Genomic DNA, 15,798 nt, shown 5'->3' on the forward strand with positions numbered 1-15,798 from the left:
GGAAAACCTGGATTTTCAAAGATAATCACCGGCTCGGCCATCCTGGCATCTGCCTTGCGCAAGTCCTTCCGAGCAGCCCCCGACAATTGCGGGGCTGAGCCGGAAGAGGAACACCAGATGAGCGCGAGCGCCGCCCCGAAGACCGTCACCACCTACCTGCGTCCGATCGACCGCGACGGCCTGATGCAGTTCGCCGAGAAGGGCCGCTGCAATCCCGGCTCGCGCGGCACCAACAAGGTGCACACGGTCGTCGACGGCCAGTACCGCACCCTCAGCTACGTCGGCGACCATGCGCCCGTCGTGGTCGACGAGCCGCTGCATCTGTTCGGCGAGAACACCGCGCCGGCGCCCGGCGAGATCGTGCTCTCCGCCCTCGGCGGCTGCCTCGCGGTCGGAATCACCGCGGTGGCGACCTGGAAGCAGGTGCGCCTATCCCGCCTGGAGCTCCACATCGAGGGCGACATCGGCAACCCGGCCGCCTGGGGCGCCGGCGGGGCGGAGAAGAAGCCGGAGGATATGGGCTTTCAGGAGATCCGGGTCGCCGTGACCATCGAGGGCGACGCGACCCGCGAGGCGCTCGACGAGATCGTGCGCCACGCGAACCACTTCTCGCCGGTGGCCAACACCCTGCGCAACCCGGTCCCCTTCAAGATCGGCCTGGCCGATTGAGCGCGTCGGCGGGACCCGGCGGGCCCGCCCCCTTTCCCCTTCCTGAGGAGATTGCACGATGTCGAGCGCCCTCGCCCTTCCACCGGCCGGGCCCTCCGTGACGGAGGCGCCGTTCGCGAGCCCGGCCGGCCGCACGTGGACGGACGAGACCGTCCTCGCCGAGACGACGGCCATTGCCGACGGCCCCCTGGGCGCGGCGGCGAGCAAGATCGACCACGGCGCGTACCCGCTCGACATCATGGGCAGGCTCGGAGACGCAGGCGCGCTCGGCGTCCATCTCGACCGGCACGGCGCGCGCGTCGGCCTGGCCATCGCCGCCATGCAGGCGGCGAGCCGGGCCTGCGGCGCCACCGGCTTCCTGATGTGGTGCCACGATGTCTGCGGCCTCTACCTGGAGCGCTCGGGCAACCCGGCGCTCTCCGGCGCATTCCTCGACGACCACGTCGCGGGCCGCACCTTCGGCGGCACGGCGCTCTCCAACCCGATGAAGGCGTTCGCCGGGATCGAGCCGATCCTGCTGCGCGCCCGTCGCGTGCCCGGCGGCTACCGGGTCAGCGGCATGCTGCCCTGGGTCAGCCACATCGGCGCCGGCCAGTACTGCGGGGCCATCGCGGGCGTCCTCGGCGCCGGCGACGCCATCAGCCACGAGATCATGTTCCTGCTGCGCTGCGACCGCGCGGAGCTGCGGCCCTGCCCGCACTTCTCCGGCATGGAGGGCACCAGCACCTGGGGCGTGCGGCTCGACGAGTACTTCGTCGGGCAGGACGACCTGATCGCCGATCCGGCCCGGCCCTTTATCGGAGGGATCCGGGGCGCCTTCATCCTGCTCCAATGCGGCATGGGGCTCGGCGTGGCCGAGGGAAGCCTCGACGCCATGCTGGCGGTTGAGGAGACCCTTGGGCACGTCAACCAGTTCCTCGATGACCGCCCCGACACGGTCGCGGCCGAGCTCGCGGAGCTCCGCGCCCGGGTGATGCGGCTCGCCGAGACGCCCTACGATGGCTCGACCGACTACCTGATCGACGTCCTCGACGCCCGGGCCCAGACCGCCGAGCTGGCCCTGCGCGCGTCGCAGTCGGCGCTCCTGCATCAGGGCGCGCGCGGCTACCTGATGTCGGCGGCCCCGCAGCGCCGCGTCCGCGAGGCGCACTTCGTCGCCATCGTCACGCCGGCGATCAAGCACCTGCGCTGGGAGATGGCACGCCTGTCCCGAGAGGTGCTGCCGAGCGGCACCGGCGTGGGAGGTCGGGCATGACCGTCCTGGAACCCACCGACGGCCTCGGCCCCTGGAAGCAGTTCCTCTGCCGGGCCTGCGGGCTGATCTACGACGAGGGCGAGGGCGATCCCGACAGCGGCTTGCCGCCCGGAACCCGGTTCGCCGACATCCCGGACGATTGGGCCTGCCCGATCTGCGGGGTGACCAAGTCCGACTTCGAACCGTACCGGCGGCGGGCCCCGGTCGCGCCGGTGCCGGCGGCCGCGGCCGCGCAGCGCCGGCCGGGCGTGGTGATCGTCGGCGCCGGTGCCGGGGGATGGGCGGCCGCGGAGGCGATCCGGGCCGAGGACACCCAGGTTCCGATCACACTGGTGACGGCCTGCGGCGGCGACGTCTACCACAAACCGGAACTCTCGGTTGCGCTGGGACGCGGCCTGTCGCCGGACAGGCTGCGTCGGGAGACGGGCGCCGCGGCGGCTGCCCGCCTGGGCCTGCGCCTGATGGCCGACACGGTGGCCGTGGGCCTTTCCCCGGAGCGGCACAGCCTGCGCACCACGCGCGGCACCCTGGGGTACACCGCCCTCGTCCTGGCCCACGGCGCGCGTCCGGCGCTGCCGGCCTGCCTCGACCCGACCCTGTGCTGGCGCGTGAACGACCTCGCGGCCTGGGCCTCCCTGCACGCCGAACTCGCACAGGGCCCCCGTGCCGTCGCGGTGATCGGCGCCGGCATGGTCGGCTGCGAACTCGCGGAGGACCTCGCCTGGGCCGGACACGCCGTGACGCTCGTCGGGATCGGGGCGCTGCCGCTGCCCGAGCTCCTGCCGGACGTGGCGGGCCGCCGGCTCCTGGCCGGACTCGAAGGGCTGGGCGTGCGCTACCAGGCCAACGCCGTCGTGCGCGGCCTCGGCCGCCGGCCGGGCGGCGAGGTCGCGCTCACGTTCGCGGACGGGACGATTCTGGTCGCCACGACGGTGATCGCCGCGACCGGGCTCGCCACGCCCTCGCGGCTCGTGCGCGGTGCCGGGCTCGCCTTCGACCGCGGGATCGTCGTCGATCCGGCGACCCTGCGCACGAGCGGCCCCGACATCTTCGCGCTCGGCGACTGCATCAGCATCGCGGGGCGACCCTGCCGCTTCATCGAGCCGGTCGCCCGCCAGGCCGAGGCCATCGCCCACGCGATCCTGGGCCGGGAGCATCCGGGCTACGCGCACGCTTTACCCGTCATCCGTCTGAAGACGCGTTCGACACCGATCGCGCTGCACGGTGCGCCGCTCCCCGGGGAGCCCTGGCACATCGTCGAGCACACCGAGAGCCGGCTCGCGATGGAACAGCGGCGCGACGGCGAGGTCACCGCCTGGCTGGCCGCCTGAGGCGCTGACGATGACGAACGATTTTCACGCAACCGATCCCGCCTTGGCGCAGGCGCACGGGCAGGTCGAGGCCAGTCTCTCGGCCACGACCCCGCGCCCCGCCGTGCACGGCCTCATCGACGAACCGACCCATACCGCAACCTTCGCCATGCACGATCCCCGGAGCCGCGCCGCGGCGGTGATCGACAGCGTGATCGCCCAGGTCGGCGAACAGGGCCGGACCGTCGCGTGGATCCTGGAGACCCCCGGCCACGCCGACCCCCTCTCGGCCGCGCCGCACCTCCGGGAGGGTCTTGGCGGCCGGCTCGGGATCGGGTGCGGCATCCTCCAGGTGCAGGACGCGTGCGGCACGCTGTTCAACGCGGGGACTGAGGTCGCCCGCCAAGGCGCCGCGTTCGACCGGTTGTTCGACGAGGGTGACGGCTTCCGTGACGGTCGGGACGGGAGCGTTCGCGATCGCGGGCGTCTCCCGCGTCTCCCGCGTCGACTGAGCCCTGGTCCCGGCCTTCGCGGAAGGCGCCGGCAGCGGCCGCTCTGGGCTTCCCCGGCCCGCCGCCCGTGCAACCCGCAAGAGCCCGCTCGACACGGTGCCGGTAAGGCTCATCGGAGGTGCCGGCCTCGCGATGCTGCTCCGGTGATCCGGCACGGCTCGACGCTGCCGAGAGACCGTCACCGGCCCACCGTCTCGACCTTCGCCAGCCAGGCGGGGGGATGCTGATCCGAGCGAAGATTTCATGATGCGGCGCGCTTGGCGCGACAGTTGCTGCGAATTTCAAGACTTCAACGCCGGAGTTCTCGATGGCCCGTTCCGACAATCCTTTTGATGCCCGGCGCAGGCTCGGCGGCTGCTCCTGCGGTGCGCATGCGGACCAAGCCGCGCACGAAGCCTCTCTCCCGTCGGGCGACGCCGCGGTCGTGCGCGTCGTCGAGGCAGCGATGCTGCGGGCGCTGTTCCCGCACGATGCCGGACGCCGCGCCTTCCTGAAGAGCGTCGGCGCCGCGACCGCCGCAGCGGCGGTCGCCCAGTTCCTGCCCACGCAGTTCGTGGCCGAGGCGTTCGCCGAGGCCGGCAGGCCGGAAAGGGCGGATCTCAAGGTCGGCTTCATCCCGATCACCTGCGCCACGCCGATCATCATGGCCAAGCCCATGGGCTTCTACGAGAAGCAGGGCCTGAACGTCGACGTCGTCAAGACCGCCGGGTGGGCGGTGGTGCGCGACAAGACCCTGAACAAGGAATACGACGCCGCCCACATGCTCGCGCCGATGCCGATCGCGATCACGCTCGGCCTCGGCTCGAATCCCGTTCCCTTCGCGGTGCCGGCGATCGAGAACGTCAACGGCCAGGCGATCTGCCTCGCCAACAAGCACAAGGACAATCGCGACCCGAAGAACTGGAAGGGCTTCAAACTCGCCATCCCGTTCGACTACTCGAACCACAACTACCTGCTGCGCTATTACTTGGCCGAGCACGGCATCGATCCCGACACCGACGTGCAGCTCCGCTCGGTGCCGCCGCCCGAGATGGTCGCGAACCTGCGCGCCGACAACATCGACGGCTTCCTGGCGCCGGACAACATCGTCCAGCGCGCGGTCTACGACGGCGTCGGCTTCATCCACGTGCTGTCGAAGGAGATCTGGGACGGGCATCCCTGCTGCTCGTTCTCGGTCGCGCAGGACACGATCCGCGAGATGCCGAACGCCACGGCCGCGCTCCTGCGCGCCATCCTCCAGGCGACCGCCTACGCCTCGCGACTGGAGAACCGCAAGGAGATCGCCGCCGCAATCGCGCCCGCGAACTACCTGAACCAGCCGCTCACCGTCGTGGAGCAGGTCCTGACCGGCACCTACGCGGACGGCCTCGGCAGCGTCAGGAAGGATCCGCGGCGGGTCGCCTTCGACCCGTTCCCATACGAGAGCTTCGCGATCTGGACGCTGACCCAGATGAAGCGCTGGGGCCAGATCAAGGGCGATGTCGACTACGCCGCCGTAGCGAGGCAGGTCTACCGCGCCACCGATGCCGCCAAGCTGATGAAGCAGGACGGCCTCGCCCCGCCGGAAGCCACCACGAAGACGTTCGTGGTCATGGGCAAGCCCTTCGATCCGGCCAAGCCCCAGGAATACCTGGATTCCTTCAAGATCAAGCGCGCGAGCTGAGTCATGCAACGCACCCTGACCCTGCGCGCCGGCATCCTCTCCCTGGCGCTCCTCGCGGTGATCCTACTCGGCTGGCAGGTCGCGGTGAGCGGCACGGCCAAGACCGAGGCGATGGACCCGGAATACGCGGCCCTGATGGGTCAGGCGGCCACCACCGGCAAGTCGGCCATGCCCGGCCCCCTGGATGTCGGGGCGACCATCTGGGGGCACCTGAGTGACCCGTTCTACGACCGCGGCCCGAACGACAAGGGCATCGGTATCCAGCTCGCCTACTCGATCGGGCGCGTGGCGCTCGGCTACGGCTTGGCGGTGCTGGTGGCGATCCCGGTCGGCTTCCTCATCGGCATGTCGCCGCTGATGAGCCGGGCGCTCGATCCGTTCATCCAGATCCTGAAGCCGGTCTCGCCGCTCGCCTGGATGCCGCTCGCCCTCTACACCATCAAGGACTCGGCCCTGTCGGCGATCTTCGTGATCTTCATCTGCTCGCTCTGGCCGATGCTGATGAACACCGTGTTCGGCGTGTCGAGCACGCGGAAGGAGTGGCTCAACGTCGCCCGGACCCTGGAGGTCGGGCCGGTGCGCCGGGCGTTCACGGTGATCCTGCCGGCCGCCGCGCCGACCATCCTCACCGGAATGCGCATCTCCATCGGCATCGCCTGGCTCGTGATCGTCGCGGCCGAGATGCTCGTGGGCGGCACCGGCATCGGCTACTTCGTCTGGAACGAGTGGAACAACCTCTCGATCACCAACGTGATCACCTCGATCTTGGTGATCGGCGTCGTCGGCATGGCCCTCGACCAGCTGCTGGCGCGCGCCCAGCGCCTCGTCACCTTCCCCGAATGAGGCACCCGATGAGCAAGCTGCTTCCCTTCGTGCGGCGCTCCAGCCGTGCCGCCCCCGCTCCCGTTCAGGCCGGGACCAGCCGCATGTCGAACGCAGAGAAGTTCATCTCCATCGAGGGGATCGCGCGCCGCTATCCGGGGCCAGGGGGCAAGACGGCCACGATCTTCGAGGACCTGTGGCTGCCCATGCGCCGCGGAGAGTTCGTGTGCATGATCGGGCACTCGGGCTGCGGCAAGACCACGGTGCTCAACATCCTGGCGGGGCTCGAGGCCCCGTCCGAGGGCGTCGTCATCGTGGATGGGCAGGCGATCGAAGGAACCAGCCTCGATCGGGCGGTGATCTTCCAGGGCCACGCCCTGCTGCCCTGGCGCAGCGTGCTCGGCAACGTCGCCTACGCGGTCTCCGCGCGCTGGCGGACGGCGCCCAGGGCCGAGGTCGAGGCGCGCGCGAGGAAGGCCATCGCCACGGTGGGACTGGCGGGCTCCGAGCACAAGCGCCCGTCCGAACTGTCGGGCGGCATGAAGCAGCGCGTCGGCATCGCCCGGGCGCTCTCGATCGAGCCGAAGATCTTGCTGATGGATGAGCCCTTCTCGGCGCTGGACGCGCTGACCCGGGGAACCCTGCAGGACGAGGTCCGCCGCATCTGCGTCGAGACCGGCCAGACGGTGTTCATGATCACACACGACGTCGACGAGGCGATCTATCTCGCCGACCGGATCGTGCTGATGACCAACGGACCCCGAGCGAGGGTCGCGGAGATCGTCGAGAACCCGCTGCCGAAGGACCGTGATCGCACGCAGCTCCACCATGCGCCCGGGTATTACGCCCTGCGCAACCACCTGATCGACTTCCTGGTAACCCGCTCCACGACGCTGCGGGACGCGATGCCGGACGGGTACGACCCGCGCCATCCGCCGGTCGTGCGGCCTTCCCTGAGCGAGGCGGACGCGGCAGCCGGCGCCGCCGAGCCTCCAGCCCGCCGGGCCTGATCCGCGGCCATCGCCCACGCGGCGGGATATCTGCCGCCGGATCGCGCGGAAGGCATCGGCAGTCCCGACGGCAAACCGCTTCGCCCGTCACCCTCGCCCGGTGCGCGAACGCGAGGCGTGACTTGCCGAACTCCTCGGCCTCACCGAGGCGGAGGAGCGGATGCTCAACGAGCCGCTGATCTACCGGTTCTACGAGCGGGTGATGGTCTACGGCACGACCTTCGAGGAGCTGATCCAGGAGGGGTTCGGCGCGGCATCGTGTCGGCGATCGACTTCAACATGGACATGGCTCGCGAGGCCAGCAACAAGGGCGACCGGGCGAAGCTCACCATGTCGTGCAAGTTCCCGCCGCACAAATCTTACGGCAACAACGACGACAGGCCGGAATACGGGCTCAAAGCATAATGAAATCAGGTCTGACCGGCGAATCGCAACGTGTCGGAAATGCTTCCAGTATAATTTCGGTCAGAACAACTTGAGATTTACGATCTGCCAATGAGCCTGTAATGTTTCGGTGTGAGCCCGGTCAACCGCCGAAAGGCCATTGCCAGATGGCTTTGACTGGAGAAGCCCGTATCGAAGGCAATCGCCGTGACGGCAAGGTCGGTCGAGAGGAGCATGGTCTTGGCCCGCTCGACACGGCGTGAGAGGACATACTGGTGAACCGTCGTTCCCCATTGCTTGAGGCACACGCGGGATAGGGTGCGGGGGGATACGCCGATCTCGGCGGCAAGCGCCTCGAGGGAGAGGTCCTCGGCGAGCCGCTCTTCGATCAGGTCGCGGATGCGCCGCATCTCGCCGCGATCCAGCGCATCGTTCTCCAACGCCGTCCGTGATGAGCGACCGTTCGCCGTATAGGCCCGGACAAGGCGCACGACCATCGCGTGGACCAGCTCGTCGACATAGAGCGCCGATGAGGCATCGGGCTCCTCCCGCAGGATCTCCAGGATGGCCAGGGCCAGCTGCTCGAGGAGCGGATCAGACGTTCCGAGCGGAATGTCGAGCTCGACCCGTGGCGCCGTCGCACTCCACATCTGGCGCGCGGTCTCGTCGATCAATCCCTGGCGGAGATGCATCGCAAGCATCTCGGAGCGTCCGCGTCTTTGCCACTCGCTCTTGTCATGGGCGGGGATCAGGTGGAACTGCCGGGGGCGCAACGTGCTCGCCTCGGTCGCGCCGCCGCGCCCGATGCGTCGACGGATCTGGGCCGGACGCGCGACGCAGTAGCCGAGGCAGGGATTGCCGACCGGATCGAGCGTCCCCGTCCACGGCTCGACGGCGACGTGCTGCGCGTGAATGTCCCGCCAGCCCCGCCCCGTGCTGCGGGCCAGCGCGATATTCTTCGGCCAGGAGCCGATGTCACGCGTCTGCATCGTCGCGCTCGTCATGTCCCCGACCCTGTCGGCACGTCCCGCCAGCCTCCGCGCTGCACGCTGTCCGGAATCTGTTCGAGCCCGGCCCGAATTTGGAAGAGTGCCGTCCAAAGCTAAGGGCAGTCTAGGGCTTGAACAAGTCATCACTGGCGGACAGCTCGGCATTCGACTGCTCGTTCCGCAACTGTATTGGCTCAATTTCGAGCAGATAGCTCGCTTCTCCGGCAGGATGTTCGGCTGGACGGAGCGTGCGTGGAGAGCGGGCACGATGTCCTCCTTGTTCAGCGAACTCCGGGTCCGCGATGTCACGTTGCGCAACCGCATCGCGGTCTCGCCGATGACCCAGTTCTCGTCGCCGGACGGCCTCGTGAACGATTGGCACTTGGTCCATCTGGGCTCGAAGGCGGCGGGCGGCGCCGCGCTCGTGGTGGTCGAGCAGGCGGCCGTGTCGCCGGAAGGCCGCATGTCCACGCAATGCGCGGGCATCTGGAACGACGAGCAGGGTGAAGCCCTGGCCCGGATCGCCCGCTTCGTCTCGACCGTCGGGGCCGTGCCCGGCATCCAGCTCGGCCACACGGGCCGGCGGGGCTGCGTCGAGCCTCCGTGGAAAGGCGGCGGCCACCTGCCGGAAGACCACCCCGACGCGTGGGAGATGATCGGCCCCTCCGCGGATGCGTTCGGCGGGGTCATGCCGCGCATCCCGCGGGCCATGACGCACGACGATATCGCGACCGTCACGCGCCAGTACGCCGAGGCCGCACGCCGGGCGCGGGACGCCGGCTTTCAGTGGCTGGAGATCCACTGCGCGCACGGCTTCCTCCTGTCGAGCTTCTTTTCGCCCCTGGCCAACCGGCGCACCGATGAATACGGCGGCGATTTCGCCGGGCGCAGCCGGCTGCTTGTCGAGGTCTTCGAGGCCGTCCGCTCGGAATGGCCCGAGCGGCTGCCGCTCTCCATGCGGTTCGGCGTGACGGAATTCGCACCCGGCGGCCAGACCATCGACGAGTCGGTCGAACTGGCTCGCCTCCTCGCGCCCCGGGGACTCGACCTCGTGGACGTCTCCTTCGGCGGCAACTCGGGCCGCGCCCAAACGCCGTGGGACGAAGAGGGCTTCATGGTCCCGGCGGCGCAGCGAATCCGCAAGGAGGCGGGGGTCCTGACCGCCGCGAACTGGAACCTGGCTGATCCCGTCTTCGCGGAGTCGATCGTCAGGGAGGGCCAAGTCGACATCGTCATGCTCGGCAGGCCGATGCTCGCGAACCCCCACTGGCCGGTCTACGCGGCGATGGTTCTGGGCGAGGCGCGCCCCTACGACATGCTGCCCGTCCAGTTCAAAACTTGGCTCAACAAGTATCAACGCAGCCGCGTCAACAACGGATTCGGCCACGTGGTCGCCGATGCCGCATCGAAGGCTGCCGAATAAACGCCCGATCCAACATCAACGCGTCGAAGCCGGAGGTCGAACGGTGTCAGCAGAGGAAACACATCTCGAAGTCCCGAAGAACGATCTGCCGCAGGCCCGACTCGGATGGATCATGGCGTGCATTCAAACGGTGATCTACGGCAGCTTCGTCGGCACCTTCATCGTTTCGCCCGCCACCATGACGCGGCCGATCGCGCCCGGGATGGCCGTGACGGTCGCCACCGTCGGCGGCCTCCTCGCCATCCTGTCCACCATGATCCTGACGGGACTCTACGTCCTGCTCGCCAACCGTCTCACCGCGCGCTGAGGAGGCGACCCCATGCGAAGATCCCTATTGGCCACCCTGCTGCTCCTGGGCGCGACCGCCCCGGCGCTCGCGGGCGATCCCGGCGGCGGCCTGAACGCCGCGGCGATCGGAATGTTCGTCGGCATCGTCATCGTGACGCTGGGCATCACCTACTGGGCGGCCCGGCGCGCTCAATCCGCCGATCAGTTCTATGCCGCCGGGGGCCAGATCTCCGGCTTCCAGAATGGCATCGCGCTGGCCGGTGACATGATATCCGCCGGCGCGCTCCTCGGCCTCGCCGGGTTGATCTGCTCCTCCGGCTTCGACGGCCTGATCTTCGCCGTCGGCTACGCGACCGGCCTGCCCTTCGTCGTCTTCCTGGTGGCCGAGAGATTGAGGAAGCTCGGCCGCTACACGGTGGCCGACGTCCTCGCGACGCGCCTGTCGGAAACGCCGATCCGCATCTTTACTGCTATCGCCACCCTCGTCATCGTGATGTTTTACCTCATCGCCCAGATGGTCGGGGCGGGACAGTTGATCCGGCTGCTTTTCGGGCTGGACTATCTCTACGCGCAGATCCTCGTGGGCGCGCTGATGATCTGCTACGTGATGTTCGGCGGCATGGTGGCGACGACTTGGGTGCAGATCGTCAAGGCGACGCTGCTGCTCGCCGCCGGCGTCGCGATCGCGCTGCTCATCCTGGCGCGCTTCGGATTCGACTACGACAGCCTCATCGCCCAGGCCATAGCGGTGCATCCGAAGCACGCGGCCATGATGATGCCCCAGGTCTATTCAGGCAGCGTGTGGCAGTCGATCTCCCTTGGCATGACCCTGATGCTCGGGGCGGCAGGCCTGCCGCATGTCCTGATGCGCTTCTTCACCGTCCCGGATACCCGTGCCGCCCGCGTGTCGGTGTTCTGGGCGGTGATGTGCCAGAGCGGCTTCTTCGCCCTCATCTTCGTCATCGGCTTCGGAGCGCTGGCCATCATAGGCGGGGACCCGGCCTATCTCGACGCCAAGGGCGCCATCCGCGGCGGCGGCAACATGGCCACCGTCCATCTGTCGCACGCCTTGGGCGGCGACACGCTCATGGGCCTCGTCTCCGCCGTGGCGTTCGCCACGATCCTGGCGGTGGTCGCAGGACTGACGCTGACGGGAGCCTCGGCGGTTTCGCACGATCTCTACGCCCGCATCATCGGCCGGGGCCGGGCAACGGAGCGCAGCGAAATCCGCGCCTCGCGGCTCGCCACGGTCGGCCTCGGCATCATCTCGGTACTGCTCGGCATCGCCTTCCAGACCCAGAACGTCGCCTACATGATCAGCCTCGCCTACGCGGTCAGTTGCAGTTCGACCCTGCCGCTGCTGATCCTGGCGCTGTACTGGAGCGGCCTGACGACCCGGGGCGCCATCGCGGGAGGGGTGACCGGGCTCGTCGGCGCGACCGTCCTGACGGTTCTCGGCCCGCCGGTCTGGGTGAAGGTGCTCGGAAACGCCGCACCGATCTTCCCGATCGATCCGCCCACGATCGTGACGATGCCATTGGCATTCCTCACGGCGTTCGTGGTCTCGGCGATGGACCGCAAGTCCGCGCCCGCGGCGGCGATGTCGCCCGCGACCTAGTGCTACTCCTGCGGGGCCTCGCGATCTCGACCGTTGCGAGCCCCCCTTGACGGTTCCGCCATGGGCACGCGCCGGTCAGGCATGGAAGCAATTCATCGCGGAACGATGAAAGGTCCGCGTCCCAAGTATAAGGTTCACAAAGCGGGAATTCTGCTTCCGGCCATGACCGCCGGATCGGGGGCGCTTCAGAATGACTGGGTTGGGTGCTTTCCTGCCCATCGGCTTTCGGCGGCCGAATCCGTAAGTTCGCCCGTTCGCCCGGATCGTGTCGGTCGACGGATGCGCGCCCATTTGGGTCGTCCAAGTCCCCCAAGGCAGTGCCCGAAAGCGGCACGCGACATGACGACGTGCGCCGGCTTGCGCGCATGACAACGGCAGCCAACCGAGACCAGCCAATATGCCCCACGGATCGTTGCGGGCGGGCACCTCTGCGCAACGCGAACCTGCCCCATGGTGACGCTTGTCGCCCCAGGGCAGGACGGCAGCGTCGAAAATCGAGCAGAATGGCTTTGTGCCGCGCGGTCACACGATGATGGCGTGCACGGTCCGGTCCGTCGGGGCCAAGGTCGAGACTGGTCACGCTTGCTGCCAGGGCCAAAATCCAAGTGTCGACCGTTCGGCAACATCCTCAAGGTGCTTCTGAACCAGCCGAATAGAACTGCACTTAAGACGGGCGAATATTTAGGGATCTCGAAACCAGGAAACATGGACATCGTTCCAGGTCGAGGGTCGTGCGCTTCACCGGCCGGACCGGTAGCGCGCTGAACGCGCCGCGATCGAAAAATGGCGGCTCAAGCGAGGATCTGCGCCCCCGACGCAACGCCGCTCGCCGACGAAGCAAGTCACACGAACAACATTCCAACCGGCCGACCCTCGCCCCCAGTGCGTCCGGTGCGCAGATCCGAGGCGCTGCAGGCCAATCGAAGAGTCCTTCCACCCGCCCTCGACGAAGCGGAATCTTAGCCTCGTCGCCTCAAGTAAAATGGCATTCTGTTTTCTTGAACGACGATATCGTTTGCGCATAAGTTCTTTGCCTGAGGGGACACAAGCGATCTTTCCCCGAAAAAATATAAACAATATGATTCTTTACTGGGGCATCACTTCGGATGTCCTTGCTATACCGAGACGACTCGCCGATGCAGTTTGCACCTTCCGCCATCTCTCGCAGAGTCTCATCCCGGCTCGGGGTTCGGCGAGGCTGTCTCGCACTCCTTGCCCCTCTCTCCGCCGAGGCCCTGTCGCCGAGCGCCGTCGAGACCGTCACGGGCGAGGCGGGCCCGCAGACGGATGCCGGCGCGATCGGCGGCGCCCCTCATGGCGGCGTCAAATGGCATGGGCCGCGGGCGCCCGACGCGGCCTCGCTGGCTGCGGCGGGGTTGTCAGGCCGACCTGATCTCAGGAGGCACCGGCGGCGCCTGTTCTCGCGACAAGCTCGTGTTCGAGGTCTACGCTCATCTTGCCGTAGGGAACGGTATCTTCTTCGAGCCGGTGGTCCAGTACGTCGTGAACGGTGATCCGTACTGGAATCCGTACGCGGCCAATCGCTCGAAAGACGGCGTTGACGTTGACGCCACGCGGATCGTCCCGCTGGCGGCGATCTTCGGCCTCGCTCCGGGCTGAACCGCCCGACCTTCCCGCCCTCACCACACCGACTGCGACGCGCTGCCATGCCCGGCCAGACCATTCGCTTCAACGCCTTCGCCATGAATTGCGTCGGCCATCAATCGCCCGGCCTTTGGGCCCACCCGCGAGACCGTTCGTGGCGATACAAGGACTTGGAATACTGGCAGGATCTCGCTCGGACTTTGGAGCGGGGCATCTTCGACGGTGTCTTCATCGCGGATGTCGTCGGATACTACGATGTCTACAAGGGCTCCAACTGGCACGCCCTCGAGCAGGCGGCCCAGATCCCCGTGAACGATCCGCTGCAGCTGGCCGCGCCGATCGCCCTCGCCACGGACCATCTCGGGATCGGCATCACTGCATCCACGTCCTTCGAGCACCCCTACACCTTTGCAAGGCGCCTCTCGACGGCGGATCACCACACCAAGGGCAGGATCGGATGGAACATCGTCACGTCCTACCTGGAGAGCGGAGCCAGGAATGTCGGCCAGAGCGGCCTGCAGCGCCATGACAACCGCTACGAGGTCGCGTCGGAATACGTCGAAGTTCTCTACAAGCTCTTCGAGGGGAGTTGGGAGGATGGGGCGGTCCTGCGGGACCGGGATAGGCGGATCTTCACGGACCCGTCGAAGGTCCATGAGATCGGCCACCGCGGGCGGCACTTCACGGTCCCCGGCTATCATCTCAGCGAGCCCTCACCGCAGCGCACACCCGTGCTCTACCAAGCCGGCGCGTCGGGCCCCGGCAAGGCCTTCGCGGCAACGCATGCCGAATGCGTCTTCGTGGCCGCGCCCCTCAAGGCGATGCTCAGGGCCTATGTCTCCGATGTCCGCGCCAAGGCCGTCGCCGCGGGGCGGTCGGCTGAGGACATCCTGATCTACAACCTCACGACCGTGATCGTCGCCGAGACCGACGAAGCCGCGCAGAGGACGTTCGAGGACTATCAAAACTACGCATCCTACGACGGCGCGCTCGTCTTCATGTCGGGCTGGAGCGGGATCGACTTCGGGCAATACGCACCGACCGATCTCGTGAAGAAGGTCGAGACCAACGCCATCGTCTCGATGGTCGAGACCTTCACGGCGGACGAGAAACCCTGGTCGATCGCCGAGTTGGCCCGGTGGGGCGGCATCGGCGGAATCGGGCCGGTCTTCGTCGGCTCGCCGACGACCGTCGCCGACATCCTGCAGGAATGGGTCGAGGAGACCGGGGTCGACGGCTTCAACCTCGCCTATGCGGTCACGCCCGAGACCTTCGAGGATACGGTCAACCTGCTGGTGCCGGAACTGCAGCGTCGCGGTGTCTATCCGAAGGCGTACAGGCCCGGGACCCTGCGCGAGAAACTGTTCGGACGCGGCGCCTACTTGCCCGAGTCCCATCCGGCTCACGGCTACCGGGACATCGAAGCCGTGAAGACGCGCGAGGCCGCGGGCCTTGCGGCGGCCGAGTGAGGGCGGCGATGCCCGAACCTCTTCTCGACGTCTTGGACGTCTCACTCTCCTTCAGAGGCCTGAAGGCGCTCGACGCGTTGAGCTTCTCGGTGACGCGCGGCGAGATCTGCGCCCTGATCGGTCCGAACGGCGCGGGAAAGAGTTCGGTCCTCAACATCCTCAACGGCGTCTATCGCGCCGATGGCGGGGCGATCGTGTTCGACGGCGGCCGCCTGGGACAGATCCGTCCGGTCACGGCCGCGCGGCGGGGCATCGGGCGGACCTTCCAGCACGCGGCCCTGTTCGGCGGCCTGAGCGTGCGCGACAACGTTCTCGCCGGCCTGTCGCGCAAGAGCCGGACGACGCTCCTCGACGATGCCCTGGGCCTGCCGCGCGCGCGCGCGGAGACGCGCGGATGTCTCGCTGCAGCCGACGAGATCCTCGGCTTCCTCGATCTCGCCGCCCACGGCGACCGCCTCGTCTCGACCCTTCCCTACGGCCTTCAGAAGCGCGTCGATCTCGGGCGGGCGCTGATCGCGAAACCGAAGCTCCTGCTTCTCGACGAGCCCATGGCCGGGATGAACGGCGAGGAGAAGCGGGCCATGGCGCGTTTCATCAGGTCCGCGCGCGACACCCTCGGGACGACGATCGTCCTGATCGAGCACGATATCGGCGTGGTCCTCGGTCTCTCCGACCACGTCGTCGTCCTCGATTACGGGCGCAAGGTCGGGGACGGCCCACCGTCCCAGGTCCGCAGCGATCCGGCCGTCATCGCCGCCTATCTCGGCAAGCCGCAGTGAGG

The 15,798-nt window shown here is 68.1% G+C and carries 15 protein-coding genes; 13 read left to right on the plus strand and 2 right to left on the minus strand.

The features are described from left to right. Positions 1-117: 117 nt before the first annotated feature. The 3 genes from ABIC70_RS03370 to ABIC70_RS03380 are packed head-to-tail and all read left to right on the plus strand — an operon-like array spanning position 118 to position 3,255. Positions 118-669 (plus strand): OsmC family protein, encoded by a 552-nt coding sequence (locus ABIC70_RS03370; protein WP_043759796.1) that lies wholly within the window; start codon positions 118-120, stop codon positions 667-669. A 58-nt stretch (positions 670-727) separates the two neighbouring features. Then, positions 728-1,924 carry an acyl-CoA dehydrogenase family protein gene (locus ABIC70_RS03375; RefSeq protein WP_043759795.1) on the plus strand — a complete coding sequence of 399 codons (1,197 nt, stop codon included), beginning with the start codon at positions 728-730 and terminating at the stop codon, positions 1,922-1,924. Further along, complete coding sequence (locus ABIC70_RS03380; protein ID WP_354438877.1) at positions 1,921-3,255, plus strand: FAD-dependent oxidoreductase; 1,335 nt, start codon at positions 1,921-1,923, stop codon at positions 3,253-3,255. The genes ABIC70_RS03375 and ABIC70_RS03380 overlap by 4 nt, the downstream gene beginning before the upstream one ends. On the opposite strand, the gene ABIC70_RS03385 is transcribed toward ABIC70_RS03380, so the two are convergent. Further along, complete coding sequence (locus ABIC70_RS03385) at positions 3,233-3,859, minus strand: hypothetical protein (RefSeq protein ID WP_354438878.1); 627 nt, start codon at positions 3,857-3,859, stop codon at positions 3,233-3,235. The two genes, ABIC70_RS03380 and ABIC70_RS03385, sit on opposite strands and share 23 nt — an antisense overlap. A gap of 194 nt (positions 3,860-4,053) precedes the next feature. Between ABIC70_RS03385 and ABIC70_RS03390 the strand changes: the two genes are divergently transcribed. From ABIC70_RS03390 to ABIC70_RS28390, 4 genes are all read left to right on the plus strand, one after another. Next, on the plus strand, positions 4,054-5,409 hold the full coding sequence (locus ABIC70_RS03390; protein ID WP_043379219.1) for a CmpA/NrtA family ABC transporter substrate-binding protein: 1,356 nt from the start codon (positions 4,054-4,056) through the stop codon (positions 5,407-5,409). 3 nt (positions 5,410-5,412) lie between these two features. Further along, on the plus strand, positions 5,413-6,252 hold the full coding sequence (gene ntrB / locus ABIC70_RS03395; RefSeq protein WP_043759789.1) for a nitrate ABC transporter permease: 840 nt from the start codon (positions 5,413-5,415) through the stop codon (positions 6,250-6,252). 8 nt (positions 6,253-6,260) lie between these two features. Then, a complete protein-coding gene (locus ABIC70_RS03400; protein ID WP_179697504.1) occupies positions 6,261-7,241 on the plus strand; it encodes an ABC transporter ATP-binding protein in 981 nt (326 codons plus the stop codon). 279 nt (positions 7,242-7,520) lie between these two features. Beyond that, the gene (locus ABIC70_RS28390; protein ID WP_502915941.1) at positions 7,521-7,646 is read left to right on the plus strand and encodes a hypothetical protein; all 126 of its coding nucleotides are present in this window, start codon (positions 7,521-7,523) and stop codon (positions 7,644-7,646) included. Positions 7,647-7,723: 77 nt separating this feature from the next. Here the strand turns inward: ABIC70_RS28390 and ABIC70_RS03410 are convergent, their stop codons facing one another. Beyond that, on the minus strand, positions 7,724-8,629 hold the full coding sequence (locus ABIC70_RS03410) for a helix-turn-helix domain-containing protein (protein WP_354438879.1): 906 nt from the start codon (positions 8,627-8,629) through the stop codon (positions 7,724-7,726). An 85-nt stretch (positions 8,630-8,714) separates the two neighbouring features. On the opposite strand from ABIC70_RS03410, the gene ABIC70_RS03415 reads away from it, so the two are divergent. The 6 genes from ABIC70_RS03415 (at position 8,715) to ABIC70_RS03440 (ending at position 15,796) form a co-directional block, all read left to right on the plus strand. After that, on the plus strand, positions 8,715-10,037 hold the full coding sequence (locus tag ABIC70_RS03415) for an NADH:flavin oxidoreductase/NADH oxidase (RefSeq protein ID WP_236952753.1): 1,323 nt from the start codon (positions 8,715-8,717) through the stop codon (positions 10,035-10,037). After that, positions 10,012-10,344, plus strand: a complete 333-nt coding sequence (locus ABIC70_RS03420; protein WP_274926487.1) for a DUF485 domain-containing protein — start codon at positions 10,012-10,014, stop codon at positions 10,342-10,344. The genes ABIC70_RS03415 and ABIC70_RS03420 overlap by 26 nt, the downstream gene beginning before the upstream one ends. Before the next feature lie 12 nt (positions 10,345-10,356). After that, the gene (locus ABIC70_RS03425) at positions 10,357-11,943 is read left to right on the plus strand and encodes a sodium:solute symporter family transporter (RefSeq protein WP_111473522.1); all 1,587 of its coding nucleotides are present in this window, start codon (positions 10,357-10,359) and stop codon (positions 11,941-11,943) included. A gap of 1,434 nt (positions 11,944-13,377) precedes the next feature. Beyond that, on the plus strand, positions 13,378-13,563 hold the full coding sequence (locus ABIC70_RS03430; RefSeq protein ID WP_124262961.1) for a hypothetical protein: 186 nt from the start codon (positions 13,378-13,380) through the stop codon (positions 13,561-13,563). Positions 13,564-13,610: 47 nt separating this feature from the next. Beyond that, positions 13,611-15,017, plus strand: a complete 1,407-nt coding sequence (locus tag ABIC70_RS03435; RefSeq protein ID WP_354438881.1) for an LLM class flavin-dependent oxidoreductase — start codon at positions 13,611-13,613, stop codon at positions 15,015-15,017. A gap of 8 nt (positions 15,018-15,025) precedes the next feature. After that, the gene (locus ABIC70_RS03440; protein WP_279900376.1) at positions 15,026-15,796 is read left to right on the plus strand and encodes an ABC transporter ATP-binding protein; all 771 of its coding nucleotides are present in this window, start codon (positions 15,026-15,028) and stop codon (positions 15,794-15,796) included. Positions 15,797-15,798 lie beyond the last annotated feature (2 nt).

Source organism: Methylobacterium sp. 1973, from assembly GCF_040545035.1.
GTDB classification, from domain to species: domain Bacteria; phylum Pseudomonadota; class Alphaproteobacteria; order Rhizobiales; family Beijerinckiaceae; genus Methylobacterium; species Methylobacterium fujisawaense.

Coding starts and splice junctions, on each gene's coding strand:
- ABIC70_RS03400 (WP_179697504.1), top strand. CDS start 6,261: ATGAGCAAGCTGCTTCCCTTCGTGCGGCGCTCCAGCCGTGCCGCCCCC.
- ABIC70_RS03385 (WP_354438878.1), bottom strand. CDS start 3,859: ATGAGCCTTACCGGCACCGTGTCGAGCGGGCTCTTGCGGGTTGCACGG.
- ABIC70_RS03375 (WP_043759795.1), top strand. CDS start 728: ATGTCGAGCGCCCTCGCCCTTCCACCGGCCGGGCCCTCCGTGACGGAG.
- ABIC70_RS03390 (WP_043379219.1), top strand. CDS start 4,054: ATGGCCCGTTCCGACAATCCTTTTGATGCCCGGCGCAGGCTCGGCGGC.
- ABIC70_RS03425 (WP_111473522.1), top strand. CDS start 10,357: ATGCGAAGATCCCTATTGGCCACCCTGCTGCTCCTGGGCGCGACCGCC.
- ABIC70_RS03420 (WP_274926487.1), top strand. CDS start 10,012: ATGCCGCATCGAAGGCTGCCGAATAAACGCCCGATCCAACATCAACGC.
- ABIC70_RS03435 (WP_354438881.1), top strand. CDS start 13,611: ATGCCCGGCCAGACCATTCGCTTCAACGCCTTCGCCATGAATTGCGTC.
- ABIC70_RS03440 (WP_279900376.1), top strand. CDS start 15,026: ATGCCCGAACCTCTTCTCGACGTCTTGGACGTCTCACTCTCCTTCAGA.
- ABIC70_RS28390 (WP_502915941.1), top strand. CDS start 7,521: ATGGACATGGCTCGCGAGGCCAGCAACAAGGGCGACCGGGCGAAGCTC.
- ABIC70_RS03380 (WP_354438877.1), top strand. CDS start 1,921: ATGACCGTCCTGGAACCCACCGACGGCCTCGGCCCCTGGAAGCAGTTC.
- ABIC70_RS03410 (WP_354438879.1), bottom strand. CDS start 8,629: ATGACGAGCGCGACGATGCAGACGCGTGACATCGGCTCCTGGCCGAAG.
- ntrB (WP_043759789.1), top strand. CDS start 5,413: ATGCAACGCACCCTGACCCTGCGCGCCGGCATCCTCTCCCTGGCGCTC.
- ABIC70_RS03370 (WP_043759796.1), top strand. CDS start 118: ATGAGCGCGAGCGCCGCCCCGAAGACCGTCACCACCTACCTGCGTCCG.